The sequence below is a fragment of the Lysinibacillus sp. NPDC059133 genome (genome assembly GCF_042755925.1).
Classification (GTDB): Bacteria; Bacillota; Bacilli; order Bacillales_A; family Planococcaceae; genus Lysinibacillus.
In genome coordinates this window covers 34,107-49,603 of sequence record NZ_JBHZDH010000015.1, presented here as the reverse complement: position 1 = coordinate 49,603, position 15,497 = coordinate 34,107, and the positions used below count along the sequence as shown (strand labels likewise).

The window sequence follows — 15,497 nt, the reverse complement described above, 5'->3', positions numbered from 1 at the left end:
AACCCCCCTTATATTAGTGGCTACCTAATGAATTAGGCTCAATTTTTTGGAATTTCGGATCTTCGATTTGCGTAATATACGCCATTTGATGACCAGGGAAACCTTTCATACGCCATCCATCCATATTGCGATTTCCACCATAAATAGGGTCAGAGTAAGCGCCCTCTAATGTTGCGGCTCGTAATAAAGTAAAGAAGAAAGCAGATGTGACACCACTCATTTGCACGTCACCTTTCTGGAAGGCAGTTAAAATTTCGTCCATTTGCTTCCCATCGATATCATTAAAGCTCTTTTTATAACGATTTTGTGCTTCCGACTCCAGCTTTTGAACACCTTGCTTAAAAATTTCTGCACGAGTTAATCGACTCTGATAGCCTTGTGTTGGAGCGCCTTCACCAAAGGGGCCGTGCATATATTCTTTAGAATTGCTGCCGTATTGCCCCGCTAGCTGATGATCGATAAAGTAGGGCACATCTAAGCCCTTTGCCCCTGGACCTAAATCATCCTCAGGGAAAATACGTTCAGTAGCATTTGCTAAAATATTAAAATCTCGTTGATTCATAAAGAACATTTTAGCTTTTGGCGAACCGGTCTCTTCAGTAGCGGTTCCATGCTGCCCATGCTCTAGCGTGGCAGTTCCTTTACCAGGCATGTTATAGCCTACAAGACCTCCTATTAAGCCACCGCCGACTAATGTACCTGCTGCGATCCCTGTTGTTTTTAAAAAATCACGACGTGAAATATCCTTTTCCGGACTCATCGAAATCCTCCCCTCAAAATGTATAGAAACTATTCTATTTTTTATAATCAGCAAAAAAAGGAAATAATAATCAGGTATACATGGAAAAATTTTTAATTTAATCCAACGGATGCATCGAATAGATGTAATCGAGACGAAATGTGGATAAGTTGTGCGTTAATTGTGGATAACGTGTGGATAAAATCGGTGGGGGGAGATAGCAGCAATAGTATGTGTGGTAAGTGATTATGTGAATAAATGAATAAAGGAGCCGCCCCAGTAATGGAAAAGCTCCTTTGTTGTAATTTATTATCGAAAAGTCAGTTTAGTATTTCTTGCATAGCTTCTAATAGTTGCTCGGTAGAGATAGTACGCTCGCCACCGCCTTGTACCATATGATCACTGCCGCCGCCTTTTCCATTAACGAGTGGCAGTGCTTTGGCAGCGATGTCTTTCATACTTTTCTCAACTTTTGCACCACGTGCTGCGACAAACTGAAGCTTGTCTTCATTTTCTGAAACAAGTAATACGATAGCATCTACCTGTTCAGCGACAACAGTCCGAGCTAATTTTTGAAGCTCTTGCATAGTACGCTGAGTAAAGGCAGCGGTAATAATACGTTTTTTACTAGAAACTAGCGCTTTTGCTTCATAATTTAGCAGCTCTTCTTTTGCCGCCACAAGTGCTTTTTCTGTATTTTTCTGTGTTGTTAAGATTTTTGTAAGTGCTGTAGCTGCTTCAGCCTCAGGTACACTTAATTGTCTTGCAACGTCAGCTAGTACTTTCTTTCGCATGGCTAGCTCAGCTAATACTCGGTGACCACAGACAAAGGAGACACGAATATTGCCTTTCATTTTTTCTGTGCCAAGAATTTTTATTGTGCTGACTTGTCCTGTTGATGTTGGGTGGGTACCGCCACAACCGTTGTAATCAAAGTCTGGAATAATAACAAGTCGAATATCTCCTGTGACGGCTACCTCTTTACGTAGGCTGTAGTTCTCTAGTTCTTTTTCTGTAATCCATGTCGTTTCAATTGGACGGTTCTCTAGAATCATTTCATTGGCACGGGCTTCCGCGGCCATAAGCTGTTCTTCCGTTAGGGCATCTACAGCAATATCAATTGTGACCTGCTCACTACCTAAATGGAAGCTAACAGTTGGTGCATCAAAAAGCTCGACAAAGGCCGCTGTTAAAATATGTTGACCTGCATGTTGCTGCATATGATCAAAGCGTCGTTGCCAATTCAACTGTCCATGCACTTTTCCAACTAAATTTGAAGAATCGCCTTGAATATAGTGACGAATTTCATCATTAATTTTCACAACATCAATGACCTCGATATCATTTAAAGTACCTGTATCATGAGGTTGTCCGCCTCCTGTTGGATAGAATGCAGTATTTGATAGCACCACGTAGTTACGGCCATCTATATCTGTTCCTTTATTGACAATTGTTGCATCAAATTCACGTAGCATAACATTTTGATAATATAGTAGCTCTTTCAAGAAAAAGCCTCCTTTATGTAGAGTATCCTTAAGAGAATCACATCTCTTAATTATTTTATTTTCATTTTGGCATAATTACTTTCAAGTGTATACGAGTTTTCTAGTTGACCCATGCTGAATTTGATTTAATATATAAAAGAACAGGTTAACTAAAAGGAGATCATACAATGGAAATTACACAATTCTCAATGGAAGAAATTTTAGATCCAACAAACATTATTGAAGGTAAGCGTTATGAATTTATTTTAGATGTAGATATTGATGAAGAAGATGAGCTTTATCATGAAGCAGGAATTGAGCTTCGTGTACTAATTGCTGAAAAAGGTGAAGAGCCATATATTTTAAATTACTTCATCCTAGAAAAAGCTAAAGGTGAGTATTTAGATTTTGCATTAGAGGATGAAGAGCTAGAAGAGATTTTAGCATTTTGCAAAGAAGAAATCGCCAAAGCATAGTATGCCTGCGTAAAAGTCTTTTTAACAAAAATTAATATTTCCTTATTTGATAAAATTCCGCTTTTCTTTCAGTGGGCAGGCATGAGCTACATTTGCGTACTCTTGTTTGTCTCCTGGGAGTCTATGCGGAATTTTAACTTTATGACCAAAAATATATTTGACTGCCTTATTTTTAAATTAAGGATTATTTAAGATTAGTGAAATATTCGTGTTGTGTTCATGAGCTAAACTATGTTTAAGATATAAAAAAACGGGGATTTTTAAACGAAGAGGTGTTCTATGTCAGTTTATACACATTCAATAATGGTAGCTTTTTTAATAACAATTTTCGCAACCTTTGTGCTATTTGTACCTTGGCTAATTTATACGTATCGGAAATATGGCTACTTATCTGTATCCAAAACGATTATTACGTTCTCATTTATTTTTTACTTCTTATCGGCTTTATGTTTAGTCTTATTGCCTTTCCCAGAAACACGTGATACTTGCTCTCTGCAAGCTCCAGATACAGTGCATTATAATTTACATCCTTTTCAATTTGTCACTGATATTTTAAAGGGTAGTGGGATTGTTTTGACGAATCCATCAACATGGATTTATATCCCAAAGCAGCCTGCTTTTTATCAGGCATTTTATAATTTCTTACTGCTCATGCCGTTTGGCGTGTACTTGCGTTATTTTCTTAAAAAAAGAGAGTACTGGAAGCGTGCATTTCTATTTAGCTTTTTGCTAACATTGTTTTATGAGGTAACCCAATATACAGGGATTTATGGCATCTTTAATTGTGCGTATCGAATTTTTGATGTGGATGATTTAATACTTAACAGTGTTGGTGCACTATTAGGGTTCTTCTTAGCCCCTGTTGTGTGGGCGCTGTTTCCATCTCATGAAGAGGTGACGGCTAAAACAGCAGAAATGGTCGAGAAAGATATTGTCAAACCATTATCTATTTTGTTGGCACTAGCAATAGATTTATTTATAGCGCAAGTTATTTTGTTCTTCGTTAGTGTCGTAACCGGTTATAATGGCATTTTCGAGTTTTTAGTAAAAATTGCTTTGTATATGTTGCTCTTTGGTGTTGTTCCAAGCTTTACAAAAGGTGCAACATTAGGGATGAAGTTTATGCGATTTACAATGATAAGTGAAAACGGCAAAAGTATTGTAAGTCAATCTTGGCGCCGTTGTGTTGCTATTCTCGTGGTAGTCTGTACTTCGGAGATTATAACAATGATAGGCCATATAAAATTAGATATGGATTCACCATTTTATGTACTACAAATTGTCATTACATTGTTAGCCTTTATAGCGAACTTTGTTCTAACAATGGTTATTGCTATTCATGTAATACGTGTCATTGTAAGTGGAGGTAAACGCCGTTTTTATATGGACTATTATGCAGGCTTACTAGCAACGAGAAAAAAATAAGGGGGATTGTTGGATGAAATACGTAATCATCGGAGGAGATGCTGCCGGAATGTCAGCAGCAATGGAAATTTATCGAAATGTACCAGGAGCAGAGATTACATCTGTAGAACGTGGATTTATTTATTCATATGGGCAGTGTGGCTTGCCCTATGTTGTAGATGGGCGTATTTCATCGACAAAGCGTCTTATAGCAAGAGATGTAGAAACGTTTCGTGATAAGTACGGTATTGATGCCCGTGTTGGTCATGAGGTTAACGGAATTGATGTAGACAAGAAGCTTGTTTTTGGAACACAGTCGTCTGGGGAATCATTTGAAATTCCTTATGATAAGCTACTGATTGCAACAGGCGCGGATCCTATTATGCCAGTGGAAAAGGGCTCAGATTTAACTGGGATACACACGGTGAAAACAATACCTCAGCTAGAGGATTTACTAGCCGATTTAACGCCAGATATAGAAAATGTAACAATTATAGGTGCAGGCTATATTGGACTAGAGATGGCTGAGACGATTCATGCTTGCGGCAAAAAAGTGAGATTAATTCAACGAGGTAGCTATGTAGCTAGGATTCTAGATGAAGAGCTTGCACAACATGTTCATGAGGAAGCGAAAAAGAATGATATCGAACTTGTTCTAAATACAAAAGTAGAGGCGTTTGAGGGGAATCACCGTGTTGAGCGTGTGATGACGGACAATGGCGTCTTTGATACAGATTTAGTCATTATGGCTGTGGGGATTAAACCGAATACGCAATTTTTAGAGAGTACAGGCATAGCACTAGCTAAAAATGGCGCAGTCATCGTCAATCGACATTTAGAGACATCTGTTGAAAATATTTATGCTGCGGGCGATTGTGCAACGCATTTTAATATGGTGAAAGAACGTTTAGATTATATACCTCTTGGAACGACAGCTAATAAGCAAGGTCGTTTAGCGGGACTCAATATGTCGGGCAAGTTTGCGCCGTTTCGTGGGATTGTAGGTACTTCGATTTTAAAGTTTTTCAATTTAACGATTGCCACGACTGGTATTAATGAGCGCAATGCTAAAGAGCTAGGTTTTGAATATGAGGCATTTAAATTGTCTGCGCGTCATATTGCAGGATATTATCCAGGTGCCCAACGGATGTTTATTAAAATTGTTGTTCGTAAACGAGATCAACAGCTTTTAGGCGTACAAATTATTGGTCCGGCAGGTGTTGATAAACGGATCGATGTGTTTGCGACAGCCTTATACAATAAAATGACGTTACCAGATTTACTAGATTTAGATTTAGCCTACGCGCCTCCATTCAATGGTGTTTGGGATCCGCTACAGCAGGTTGCCAGAATAAATGCGCGTTTATAACATAGGGGGTTATTAAAAATGAGCATTTATGACATTCAGGTTGCTCTAGAAGATGGTACTGAATATAGCTTAGATCGTTATAAGGGCAAGGCAATGTTAATTGTTAATACGGCTTCAAAATGTGGTTTTACACCCCAGTTTGAAGAATTAGAAGGTCTATATAAAAAATACCAGGATGATGGCCTTGTTGTTCTTGGCTTCCCATCAAATCAGTTTAAGCAAGAGGTAGCAACTGCTGAGGAAGCGGCATCACAATGTCGTTTGGAATATGGGGTGACGTTCCCTATGCATGAAATAGTGAAGGTCAATGGGAAGGATGCACACTCTATTTTTGAGCATTTGACATCGCATTCAAAAGGCTTTCTCGGCAACAGTGTAAAGTGGAATTTCACAAAATTCCTTGTGAATCGTAATGGTGAAGTCGTTGGCCGCTATGGATCAGCTGATAAACCAAGTAGCTTTGAGGATGATATTAAAAAAGTATTAGCATAAAAAAGATAGAGGAAGGATTCACGCACAAGTTTGTGTGTGAATCTTTTTTTGCTCTTTGAAAGGTGAAGATGTCGATAAAATTCAGAAGTTGGGGGATAAAACATGAAAGTTAGTAGATAAAATTCAAAAGTTGGTAGATAAAACGTGAAAGTTGGTAGATAAAATTCAAAAGTTGGTAGATAAAATTCAAAAGTTGGGTGATAAATCCCAAAAGTGTTCCGATAAGACTCAAAAGTTGGATGACATTTTGTTAAAACGTATGTCATGTGGATAGGTTGATTGGAGCGGAGACTGGGCGACTTCAGTCGAAACGGAAATCAACCCCTCATTATGCCTTTGATTTAAGGTTGTTGTAAGCTTGCGACAAATTTGCTGTAAGTTTGAGGGCGTATACTAAAGTCAGAAAGAAGAGGTGAGCGTTTATGACGCCATTATTAAAGGTACAAAATGTAGAAAAAACTTACGGCAAAGGCGCAAATACATTTACAGCGCTATCGAATATATCATTTGAAGTAGAAAAAGGAGAGTTTGTTGGTGTAATGGGGCCTTCAGGGGCTGGGAAATCGACGCTACTTAATGTGTTAGCCACAATTGATACGCCAACGACTGGTGAAATTATTATTGGTGATACAAACTTAGCGCGCATGAAGGATGCGGAGTTAGCAGATTTCCGTCGCGACAATCTAGGTTTTATCTTCCAAGACTATAACTTACTCGATTCTTTAACAGTTCGTGAAAATATCGTACTGCCTCTTGCGATTGCAAAAGTGCCAACAAAGGCAATTAACGCAAGGGTAGAACGTATAGCTACACTGTTCGGGATAAAAGAGTTACTCGATAAATACCCATATCAAATTTCTGGTGGGCAAAAGCAACGTACAGCCTCATCACGTGCGTTAGTTACAGAGCCGAAATTAATTTTTGCGGATGAGCCGACTGGTGCTCTTGATTCAAAATCAGCAACAGACTTGCTTGAAAGTTTAAGTGATTTAAATAATTCACAAGCTGCCACGATTATGATGGTTACGCATGATGCATTTGCAGCAAGCTTCTGCCAGCGTATTCTATTCATTCAGGATGGACAGCTTTCTAAGGAAATTCATCGTGGTACTCAAACAAGAAAGCAATTCTTCCAAGAGATATTACAGGTGCTTGCTGGCATCGGAGGTGGAGTAAATGACGTTATTTAGTTTAGCGCGTAAAAATATTCAGCGCAATTTGTCGAATTACTTTTTGTATATCGCTTCGATGGTCTTTAGTATCGTCATCTACTTTACGTTTGTGACATTGAAATATAATGATGATCTTTCAGCCTTAAAACAATCATCGCAGCAAATTAAAGGATTGATGAGTGCATCATCTGTTGTGCTATTATTCTTTATTATCATCTTTATGGCGTATTCTAATTCGTTTTTTATGAAGAGACGAAAAAAGGAAGTAGCACTTTACTCGCTACTTGGTGTGCGTAAGCAAAAAATTGGCTTAATGCTCTTTTTCGAGAATTTAGTGATTGGGCTTGTCTCTCTAGTACTAGGAATTGTTCTTGGATTCTTTATGTCACAAGGTTTATTAATGATTTTGGTACGTTTGATGGGCTATGATGTTGTAGGAAGTTTAACATTTTCTACTGAGGCTCTAGTAAATACAGCAGGAATTTTTACACTACTATTTTTATTCACATCTTTACAGGGCTATCGTGTCATCTATCAATTTAAATTGATTGACCTGTTCCATGCTGAGAAGCAAGGAGAGAAAATTCCACGTGCATCATTCTTAGCAGCTATTCTTGGGACAGCGCTAATTGCATTTGGATATTATACAGCCTCTGAAGATATATTTACGAGCAATATTTGGCGATTTTTCACAGTGCTAGGTACTCCACTAATGGTTATAGGTGTAACGATTGCAGGGACATATCTATTATTTCATAGTGTTAGCGTATTTGTATTAACGGCGTTGAAAAAAGCAACTTCTTGGTCATGGAAAGGCTTGAATTTAATTGGTGTATCACAATTATTGTACCGTATTCGAGCAAATGCTAAATCGCTTTCGATCATCGCTATTTTAAGTGCGACAACAATCACAGCTGGCGGCGGCGTTTTCGGAATGTATTACAATGCAGAAGCCAGCGTACGCCATATGCTACCTAACACATTTATGTGGAAGGGCGATACGGTAAAATTTTCTCAAGAAGACGTCTTGTACAACGAATCGCTTTCTGTGAAAAATTTACGCGTGGATAATGAATTTTCGTTTTTTGAATATACATTATTAAAGGAATCTGACTATAATCATTTAGCAAAATTGCAGGGGAAAGATGAAGAACTGCACATTGCAAATGGTTCAACCGTTTTACTTGATGCAAGCTTCGATGAACGTTTTTCACATGATTTTACGGGTGAAGGGTTTAAATTGGAGAACGGGGAATCATTCCATGTTGATAAAATGTATACAGAGAGTGTATTAAACTTTATTGCAGCTGGTACAGTGCTCGTTGTTAATGATAAAGTATTCGCTGCAACAAATGCAGAAAGTGTTAAAATGCAGGTAGTTGGTATGGATAATGACTTGAAGCAACAAGCTATTTCAAAGGAGATTTCCAATCAACTAGCTACTGAACAGCAGGAAGGATTCTCAAGTGTTCCACAAAGTTATGAGGCTAGTTTAGCTACTGTAGGATCACTATTGTTTGTAGGAAGCTTTTTAGGATTAGTATTTTTAGCAGCGACAGGAAGTATTATTTACTTCAAAATTTTAACTGAGGCAGAGGAAGATCAGTCTAAATATGCGATTTTAAATAAAATCGGTGTTAATAAAAAACAGATATTAAAAACAGTTGCAGGGCAGGTTGCCGTTATCTTTAGTGCACCACTTGTTGTTGGTATCGCACATAGTGCATTTGCGCTGCTAGCCTTTTCACAACTATTTGGTATGGATATAACGAAACCAGTAATACTGTGGATGATTGCTTATTCTGCAATTTACGGCGTATATTATATCTTTACAGTTCGTTCATTCTATAAAATTGTTAGACAGGGGAATTAATATGAAAAAAGTCTTCTTAGGTATAGGAGCATTGTTTTTATTGTTCGTAGCAGGACTTGTTGTTCTGATGACCGTAGATTTTAACCGTTTAAATAAAGAAGCATACTATGTTCATATCACTACTGATGGTGAAGTAGAGGAATTCAAGGCAAGTAACGGCGAAATATGGAAGTCATATTGGTATGAGGTACCTGCTTATGACAAAAATGGTGAAGAGCAAACATTAAAGTTTTCAGCTCAGAAAAATTTACGCCACGATGCATACATGAAGCTTTATGTAAAAAAAGAAACGGAAGTTACATCATATGATGAAGTAAAATTCCATGAGCTACCTAAAAAAGTACAAGATCAATTTAAGAAATAAGATGAAGGAGTAGTCCCTAGTATCTGGCTACTCCTTTTTTTCTTCTTGTAATTGAATGCTGACAGTTGTACCTTGTTGTTCTTCAGAGGTAATCGTTACAGTTCCTCCGTGCGCTTCAATAATATCTCTAGCAATAGCAGTACCTAAACCGGTACCATGTGTTTGCTCAGTATTTGTCCCTCGATAATAGCGCTCGAAAATATGTTCAAGATCTTCGGCAGAAATGCCATTACCGTTATCAGAAATCGTAATTGAATGATCTTCAACAAGAATATTAACTGATACGTCGGAAGGATTATGAAGCAATGCATTGTGTAAAAAATTCATTACCGCTCGTCGCATAAAGTGCTCGTCAATGAGATGCTTGATGACATCTTTAGTTGCATTAAATTCAATATTGGCCTGCTCATATTGAGGAGTATTGAGTGTATCAATAACGATTTCACGAATAAATTGCACCATATTTACTTCGGTTAAGCTGAGTGGCAGCTGCTGATGTCTTAATCGCATAGTTAAATTTAAATCATCCAGTAAATCTTGCATATGCAATGATTGTTTTTCGATAATCTGAACGTATTCTGTTTGTTCATCAGTAGTTAATTTTCCATCATTCAGTAGCTCCGCATACCCACGAATCGAGGCAAGTGGTGTTTTCATATCGTGTGATACATTGCTAATCCATTCCTCACGCATCATCTCAAGTCGTTTGCGTTCCTGCTCGTGTGCAGCTAGTTCTCTTGATACCTCATTTAAATTCTCGAAAACAGGTTTGTACACACCACCTGGCACTTTACTAGTCACATGCTCATGATTCTTTAAATGACGAATACGTTCAATCATTGCATGTAGAGGTTTGGTCAATGTTCGACCGAAAAGCCACCCAACGAGTGTAGCTACTAATAAATCAGCAATGACAATAAGCAAACCAAACTTGCCAATAAACTGTAAGACTGATGAGCCAGAAAAATGAGTGACATATCTAGTAACGCCACTTTCCTCGATGCCGATAAGATAACTAATACTTTCTTTACTTCCCACATACACGGTAGTATCCACATCGAATTCTTTATATTTATAAACTTGAATTAAGTCAATCGGCGCATAGTGTGAAGGAGCTTTATCTGGAGCAAAATGGGCTTCAACGACCTGTCCATTACTATCAAGTAATTGAATCCAGGCATTTCGCTGATGCAATTGTTGAAGTCCATCCTTGCTTATTGCTGGCGTTCCATTACTTATATCAATATATTGCTGGAACTCGCGCACGAAGTTTTCCTCTGAATACGAAGTTGTATGATCGTAATCTTTTACCTGTTGAAAAATGAAAAACCCAATTAAAATGGCTGTATTCAAGAAAATAACAATAATAACAATCGACAGCACAGAAAGAAGGAATCTAGCTGTTAATTTCCATTTCATACTTGCGCCTCTTTTGGAACGACAAATTTATAGCCAAGCCCTTTTACAGTTGTAATATACACAGGCTTCGATGCATCTTTTTCAACCTTTTCACGCAGACGTCGAATATGTACCATTACGGTATTGTCTGAGCCGAAAAAGTCCTCTCCCCATACACGTTCAAACAGCGTTTCTTTACTTAAAATTCGATTAGGATTATTCATAAAGCAAGCCATCAAGCCGATCTCTTTCGCCGTTAGCTCCAATAAAACGCCGTCCTTATGTACTTCCGTTTCATCCCCATTAAGCAAGAATGGACCAACTTGAATCGACTTCTCGGAAGCTACTGGCGCTGCTTCCAGCGTTTGATAGCCCGCTCTACGAAGCTGTGCTTTCACACGATAGGCAACCTCTTTAGGGCTAAAAGGCTTCGTAATATAATCGTCTCCTCCGATAGCAAGTCCTAAAATTTTATCAATTTCCTCATTTTTCGCTGACATGAAAAGCACTGGTACATGCGACACCTCTCGAATACGACGACATAAATCGTAACCTTCGCCATCAGGAAGCATTACATCAAGAAGTACAATATCGGGTTGTGTTTGTTGAAAGTTCATCCAGGCTTCTTGAATGGAGCCAGCTGTATGAATTTGTTTATAACCTTCTTTTTGCAGGCTGACTTTTAGAAGGTTTGCTAAATCAGCCTCATCATCCACCACTAGAATAGTTGGCTCTTGCATCGTTCACACGTCCTTTCTTTTTTATTATTGTAAATCGTCATTAGAATTTTAAGAATAGTGTATAGCTAATAAGTTTAGCAGTAGCGCGATAAACAATTCCTTATAACCCTAAAAAGATTCTTCAATATACCGTGGAGTTGATTACCGTTCCGACTGAGCACTTGGATCAAAAAGATGTTGGTCACGAAGGCGTTATCACAGGACGTAATCTTCTTAGCCTTCGTTCCTCTACTTGCTCGCTCCAGGATCTCATTTGTGACACTGGTCGCCAAGTCTTCACTCCAATCAACTCATATAGATGGTACATGTTTTAACAAATTTCATCCCTGATTTTTTGTGATGAGTCCTAAAGAAGTTTGATCTAACTAATCAGAATAGAGTCGTGGGTGATAAATTTCCTTAAGAAGTGGCCATCTTAGCTTGGGATCTTCAAACAGATTGAAGTTTCTTATGTGACTCATTATAAATGAAACTTGCTTGAAAGAGGAGATTGAAACATTACTGAAGGTTTTTTAAGAAATCATCATTCTTCACAGAAATAGTTGAGAGTTTTAGTGAGTGAGCTTCGATATAGTTAGTGAAGAAGCTTTTTCAAATAAACATAAAGGGGGCGAAATGGTGAGATGCACATCTAAAAACTTCATAAGCCGTTTACAAAGCCAAAAAGAAGATGCGCTTGAGTATGTAATTGAACATTATTCTGGCTTCGTACATGCGATAGCATATAAAATTCTTTCCGGTATTAATAAAGATTCTATTGATGACTGTGTTAATGATGTATTCCTAGCCATTTGGCAAAATGCAAAGCAATTTAAGGGCGAATCAGAGGATTTCAAAAAATGGATAGGGATGCTGACAAAATATAAAGCCATAGATTTATTCCGTAAGCTTGAAAAACAACAGCAAAGAGAAAAAGGAGACGAGGAGCTCTTGCAAAAGCCTGATATAAAAGATATACAGCAGGAGCTTTTAAAAAAGGAGCAACGAAACGATTTACTATTAGCCATTAGTCACTTAGAAAATATAGATCGAGATATTTTCATGATGCGGTATTATTTGCATTTAACGAATGCTGAGATAGCAGAAGCACTGCATTTATCAAAAGCAGCCGTAGAAAACCGAATTTATCGAGGGAAGAAGAAACTAGCATCAACAATACAGTTGAAGGAGGTATTTATATGACGAAAAGTTATAAAGAGTGGCTGGACTTGGATGTGGATCAAATTGACCCAATTGAATTATCTGCACAGCGAAAAATGAACCTTAAACAAACGATTTTAAAAAAGAAAGCAACGAGAAAGCGTATGCCAAAATGGGTGCGTCATATAGCAGCGGCCGCAATAATTGGCATCAGTATGGTAACGACCGTAAGTATTACTTTTCCTACACTTGCTTCACAAATTCCGTTTATGAAAAACATTGCTAGCTATTTTGATAATAAAAACACAATGTTTGAGGACTTTGATAGTTACGCAACGGAAATTGGACAGGTTCACTCTAGTAATGGCTTATCTATGATGATAGAAAATGCTGTGTATGACGGTACATCACTGACAATTTCTTATGCACTTGAAACAGATATAGATTTAGGCACTTTTCCATTTATAGAAGGTGAGTTCATTGATATTAAGGATGCTGTAGGTGCGGTAGGAAGTAGTCGACTGGAAAAGATAAGTGATAATAAATATGTTGGATTAGCAAAAATAACACCTGATTTTGATAAAGAAGCTCCAGATGAATTAGAAATGACGTGGAAACCAGAAGCTTTTCTCAACACGGATAACGATACAAAAGTGGAGGGGGATTGGGCATTTAATTTTAAGGTCTCTAAGCTAGCAGGTGAGCTACAGCTAGTCAATGAAACTGTTTCAAACTATGATGTCACAGCTCGATTTACAGCCCTTGAAAAAAATGATATGTCTACTGTTATTAATTTTGATTATGAAGCAAACCCAGAAGTGATAAAAAAGTGGCCGGAAGTTACAGTTCAATTTGAAGAACTACGAGATAATTTAGGCAATACGTATGTGGTAAATGGAAATGGTGCTTCAAGTCGCGACGGTGGTATTTCTTATAAATCAAGTGCTACTGTCCAGGCTATCAATCCAACTGCTACATCCATTACATTTGTCCCTGTTATTTATTTCTCCTTGGGCTCAGGAAAAGGCACGGAATTAAAAGAGATGGATCCTGTGACAATTCCATTAAAATAACAGTACCCGTGGAAAGCGTGTGAAGACCAACCATGTGAAATTCGCACTAAGAGATTAAATATCCACAAAAAATAATAACCTAGGGAAGATAACGAAAGGGTTTTTGTGCAATCAACAAGCACAAAGACCCTTTTTATTGTAAATCGTCACTAGAGTTTTAAGAATAGCGTATAGCTATATGTTTAGTAGTGGCGCGATAACCATTTCTTTATTATTTCAAAAAAGGTGGATACATTCATTACTTGAATTAAAATTCTTAAGGTAGTAACCCGTAAATACCTTTGCAGGAAAAATAATTACTTATGTTCCATTTTGTTCAAAGCATACAAGTTGTTGCTACTTTAAGGGATGCCCTGCCTAATTTGGCTACGATTCCAAAACGGGTAAGGAATGGTTTGTTCGATGTGACGAGAACTATAAATAAATAACACGTTTGGTATAATTATTGTGAAATCAAACCTTAACATTAATCATGTTAAGGTTTGATTTTGTATAAGCTATTTATGTAAATTAGTATTCAACTTTTATACTTTACATATTGGTAAAGAAGGGGGCGGTATTATTTGCGAATAAAAATTTTTATATATTTGTCAATGATGATCTTGTTTTTAACATTTCTTGTTGGATTAGCACCACAATTCATCCTGGAAATTAGCACTAACTAGCTCCAGTGTTTGACTACTGATCGCTGGAGCGTTTTTATTACCCAATACATAATAGCAAAATTCTTGAAATAGCTGGAATTGTGATGTAGAATAAATAATAAACAGAATATTTTGTTTATTGATAAATGACTTCAAAAATATTGTCTAACTAATTTAAGTAAATTAGTCGATGATATCAAATAACCAAAAGGGGATGAAAGTATTGGCTCGGAAGTATTGGACACCGATGATTTTAGGACTCTTATCTGGAATATTGGTGCTTCCTGGTATACTCAAGTGGTTAGGGATACCAACTTTTGCTCAATTACTTTACAGAGTTCTTGGTCCATCTAATACAATCAATATTGCTCTAGCTCTATTATTATTAACTATACTCATTTTCATAGTACTAAAACTGCCTACACCTAAAAAGAAATGAAGATGCTTGTGTTTATTACACAATAAAAGCACAGACTTTTACATTGCATTTGTACGAGTCTGTGCTTTTTTATGTATAAATGGTTGAAAATATATAAAATGAACGTCATAATTTTCCATATGTTCTATAACAATTCTACTGGATGAAAATCATACACGAAGAAAAAAGATTTCAACGCTACTGTAATTATTCAATACATACGATTAGTGACATTTTCCTCGAAATGGAAGGAATTATCGAACTTGATGTCGAAATTAAGTTTTACAAGCGGCAATTTACTACAAAGAGATATATCAAGCGTTGAAATCAAATTTAACTTCTTTCAGCAAATTTCTTTTGTACCGAAAGCGTAGCGACAGGTACAGGTGTCCAAACACCCGCTGAGAAAGAGGAACTCAGTCTAAGAACGCCACGTCCTGTGGCAATTTATCTGTGCGAAAGCGAAGCAACAGCAACACGGTTTTATCTGTGCGAAAGCGAAGCGACAGCAACAACAACAACAACAACAACAACAACAACAACAACAATACGCGACTGAGTGACCAACATCACGTTGGCCCAAAGCCTCCGGCGGATGTCACAGAATCGGCTTTGTGCAAGAACAAAAACCTAATACGGCGCAAATAATAACCATAGAAAATTATAAAAAAACAAAAAAAAAAAAAAAAAAAAAAAAGTCGAGAGAGAAAA

Annotated in this window: 14 protein-coding genes; 10 read left to right on the top strand and 4 right to left on the bottom strand. The window is 37.4% G+C overall.

The window, feature by feature from the left end; all coding sequences use genetic code 11:
• Positions 1 to 13 precede the first annotated feature (13 nt).
• Positions 14 to 760, bottom strand: a complete 747-nt coding sequence (locus ACFXN8_RS10475; RefSeq protein ID WP_386844876.1) for a gluconate 2-dehydrogenase subunit 3 family protein — start codon at positions 758 to 760, stop codon at positions 14 to 16.
• A gap of 299 nt (positions 761 to 1,059) precedes the next feature.
• Positions 1,060 to 2,244 carry an alanyl-tRNA editing protein gene (locus tag ACFXN8_RS10470; RefSeq protein ID WP_386844874.1) on the bottom strand — a complete coding sequence of 395 codons (1,185 nt, stop codon included), beginning with the start codon at positions 2,242 to 2,244 and terminating at the stop codon, positions 1,060 to 1,062.
• A gap of 167 nt (positions 2,245 to 2,411) precedes the next feature.
• Here ACFXN8_RS10470 and ACFXN8_RS10465 point away from each other — a divergent pair, with 167 nt between their 5' ends.
• From ACFXN8_RS10465 to ACFXN8_RS10435, 7 genes are all read left to right on the top strand, one after another.
• Positions 2,412 to 2,699, top strand: coding sequence for a DUF6509 family protein (locus ACFXN8_RS10465; RefSeq protein ID WP_376074380.1), 288 nt, complete (start codon positions 2,412 to 2,414; stop codon positions 2,697 to 2,699).
• 279 nt (positions 2,700 to 2,978) lie between these two features.
• Complete coding sequence (locus ACFXN8_RS10460) at positions 2,979 to 4,124, top strand: VanZ family protein (RefSeq protein WP_376074379.1); 1,146 nt, start codon at positions 2,979 to 2,981, stop codon at positions 4,122 to 4,124.
• 13 nt (positions 4,125 to 4,137) lie between these two features.
• Entirely contained in the window at positions 4,138 to 5,472 is a 1,335-nt protein-coding gene (locus ACFXN8_RS10455) for an FAD-dependent oxidoreductase (protein WP_386844871.1), read from the top strand.
• Between the two features lie 18 nt (positions 5,473 to 5,490).
• Positions 5,491 to 5,964, top strand: a complete 474-nt coding sequence (locus ACFXN8_RS10450; protein ID WP_386844869.1) for a glutathione peroxidase — start codon at positions 5,491 to 5,493, stop codon at positions 5,962 to 5,964.
• Positions 5,965 to 6,386: 422 nt separating this feature from the next.
• On the top strand, positions 6,387 to 7,154 hold the full coding sequence (locus tag ACFXN8_RS10445) for an ABC transporter ATP-binding protein (protein WP_376074376.1): 768 nt from the start codon (positions 6,387 to 6,389) through the stop codon (positions 7,152 to 7,154).
• Entirely contained in the window at positions 7,141 to 9,009 is a 1,869-nt protein-coding gene (locus tag ACFXN8_RS10440) for an FtsX-like permease family protein (RefSeq protein ID WP_386844866.1), read from the top strand. Before ACFXN8_RS10445 ends, ACFXN8_RS10440 begins: the two co-directional genes overlap by 14 nt.
• Position 9,010: 1 nt before the next feature.
• Entirely contained in the window at positions 9,011 to 9,373 is a 363-nt protein-coding gene (locus ACFXN8_RS10435) for a YxeA family protein (protein ID WP_370045445.1), read from the top strand.
• A gap of 27 nt (positions 9,374 to 9,400) precedes the next feature.
• On the opposite strand, the gene ACFXN8_RS10430 is transcribed toward ACFXN8_RS10435, so the two are convergent.
• A complete protein-coding gene (locus ACFXN8_RS10430; protein ID WP_376074373.1) occupies positions 9,401 to 10,792 on the bottom strand; it encodes a sensor histidine kinase in 1,392 nt (463 codons plus the stop codon).
• Positions 10,789 to 11,511, bottom strand: a complete 723-nt coding sequence (locus ACFXN8_RS10425) for a response regulator transcription factor (RefSeq protein ID WP_386844863.1) — start codon at positions 11,509 to 11,511, stop codon at positions 10,789 to 10,791. Before ACFXN8_RS10425 ends, ACFXN8_RS10430 begins: the two co-directional genes overlap by 4 nt.
• A 615-nt stretch (positions 11,512 to 12,126) precedes the next feature.
• On the opposite strand from ACFXN8_RS10425, the gene ACFXN8_RS10420 reads away from it, so the two are divergent.
• The 3 genes from ACFXN8_RS10420 to ACFXN8_RS10410 all read left to right on the top strand — a co-directional run bounded on the left by ACFXN8_RS10420 (position 12,127) and on the right by ACFXN8_RS10410 (position 14,807).
• The gene (locus tag ACFXN8_RS10420) at positions 12,127 to 12,693 is read left to right on the top strand and encodes a sigma-70 family RNA polymerase sigma factor (RefSeq protein ID WP_386844861.1); all 567 of its coding nucleotides are present in this window, start codon (positions 12,127 to 12,129) and stop codon (positions 12,691 to 12,693) included.
• Positions 12,690 to 13,724, top strand: a complete 1,035-nt coding sequence (locus ACFXN8_RS10415) for a DUF4179 domain-containing protein (protein WP_386844859.1) — start codon at positions 12,690 to 12,692, stop codon at positions 13,722 to 13,724. Before ACFXN8_RS10420 ends, ACFXN8_RS10415 begins: the two co-directional genes overlap by 4 nt.
• 867 nt (positions 13,725 to 14,591) lie before the next feature.
• Complete coding sequence (locus tag ACFXN8_RS10410; RefSeq protein WP_376074369.1) at positions 14,592 to 14,807, top strand: hypothetical protein; 216 nt, start codon at positions 14,592 to 14,594, stop codon at positions 14,805 to 14,807.
• Positions 14,808 to 15,497: the final 690 nt, after the last annotated feature.

Coding starts and splice junctions, on each gene's coding strand:
- ACFXN8_RS10475 (WP_386844876.1), bottom strand. CDS start 760: ATGAGTCCGGAAAAGGATATTTCACGTCGTGATTTTTTAAAAACAACA.
- ACFXN8_RS10465 (WP_376074380.1), top strand. CDS start 2,412: ATGGAAATTACACAATTCTCAATGGAAGAAATTTTAGATCCAACAAAC.
- ACFXN8_RS10460 (WP_376074379.1), top strand. CDS start 2,979: ATGTCAGTTTATACACATTCAATAATGGTAGCTTTTTTAATAACAATT.
- ACFXN8_RS10455 (WP_386844871.1), top strand. CDS start 4,138: ATGAAATACGTAATCATCGGAGGAGATGCTGCCGGAATGTCAGCAGCA.
- ACFXN8_RS10450 (WP_386844869.1), top strand. CDS start 5,491: ATGAGCATTTATGACATTCAGGTTGCTCTAGAAGATGGTACTGAATAT.
- ACFXN8_RS10445 (WP_376074376.1), top strand. CDS start 6,387: ATGACGCCATTATTAAAGGTACAAAATGTAGAAAAAACTTACGGCAAA.
- ACFXN8_RS10440 (WP_386844866.1), top strand. CDS start 7,141: ATGACGTTATTTAGTTTAGCGCGTAAAAATATTCAGCGCAATTTGTCG.
- ACFXN8_RS10435 (WP_370045445.1), top strand. CDS start 9,011: ATGAAAAAAGTCTTCTTAGGTATAGGAGCATTGTTTTTATTGTTCGTA.
- ACFXN8_RS10430 (WP_376074373.1), bottom strand. CDS start 10,792: ATGAAATGGAAATTAACAGCTAGATTCCTTCTTTCTGTGCTGTCGATT.
- ACFXN8_RS10425 (WP_386844863.1), bottom strand. CDS start 11,511: ATGCAAGAGCCAACTATTCTAGTGGTGGATGATGAGGCTGATTTAGCA.
- ACFXN8_RS10420 (WP_386844861.1), top strand. CDS start 12,127: ATGGTGAGATGCACATCTAAAAACTTCATAAGCCGTTTACAAAGCCAA.
- ACFXN8_RS10415 (WP_386844859.1), top strand. CDS start 12,690: ATGACGAAAAGTTATAAAGAGTGGCTGGACTTGGATGTGGATCAAATT.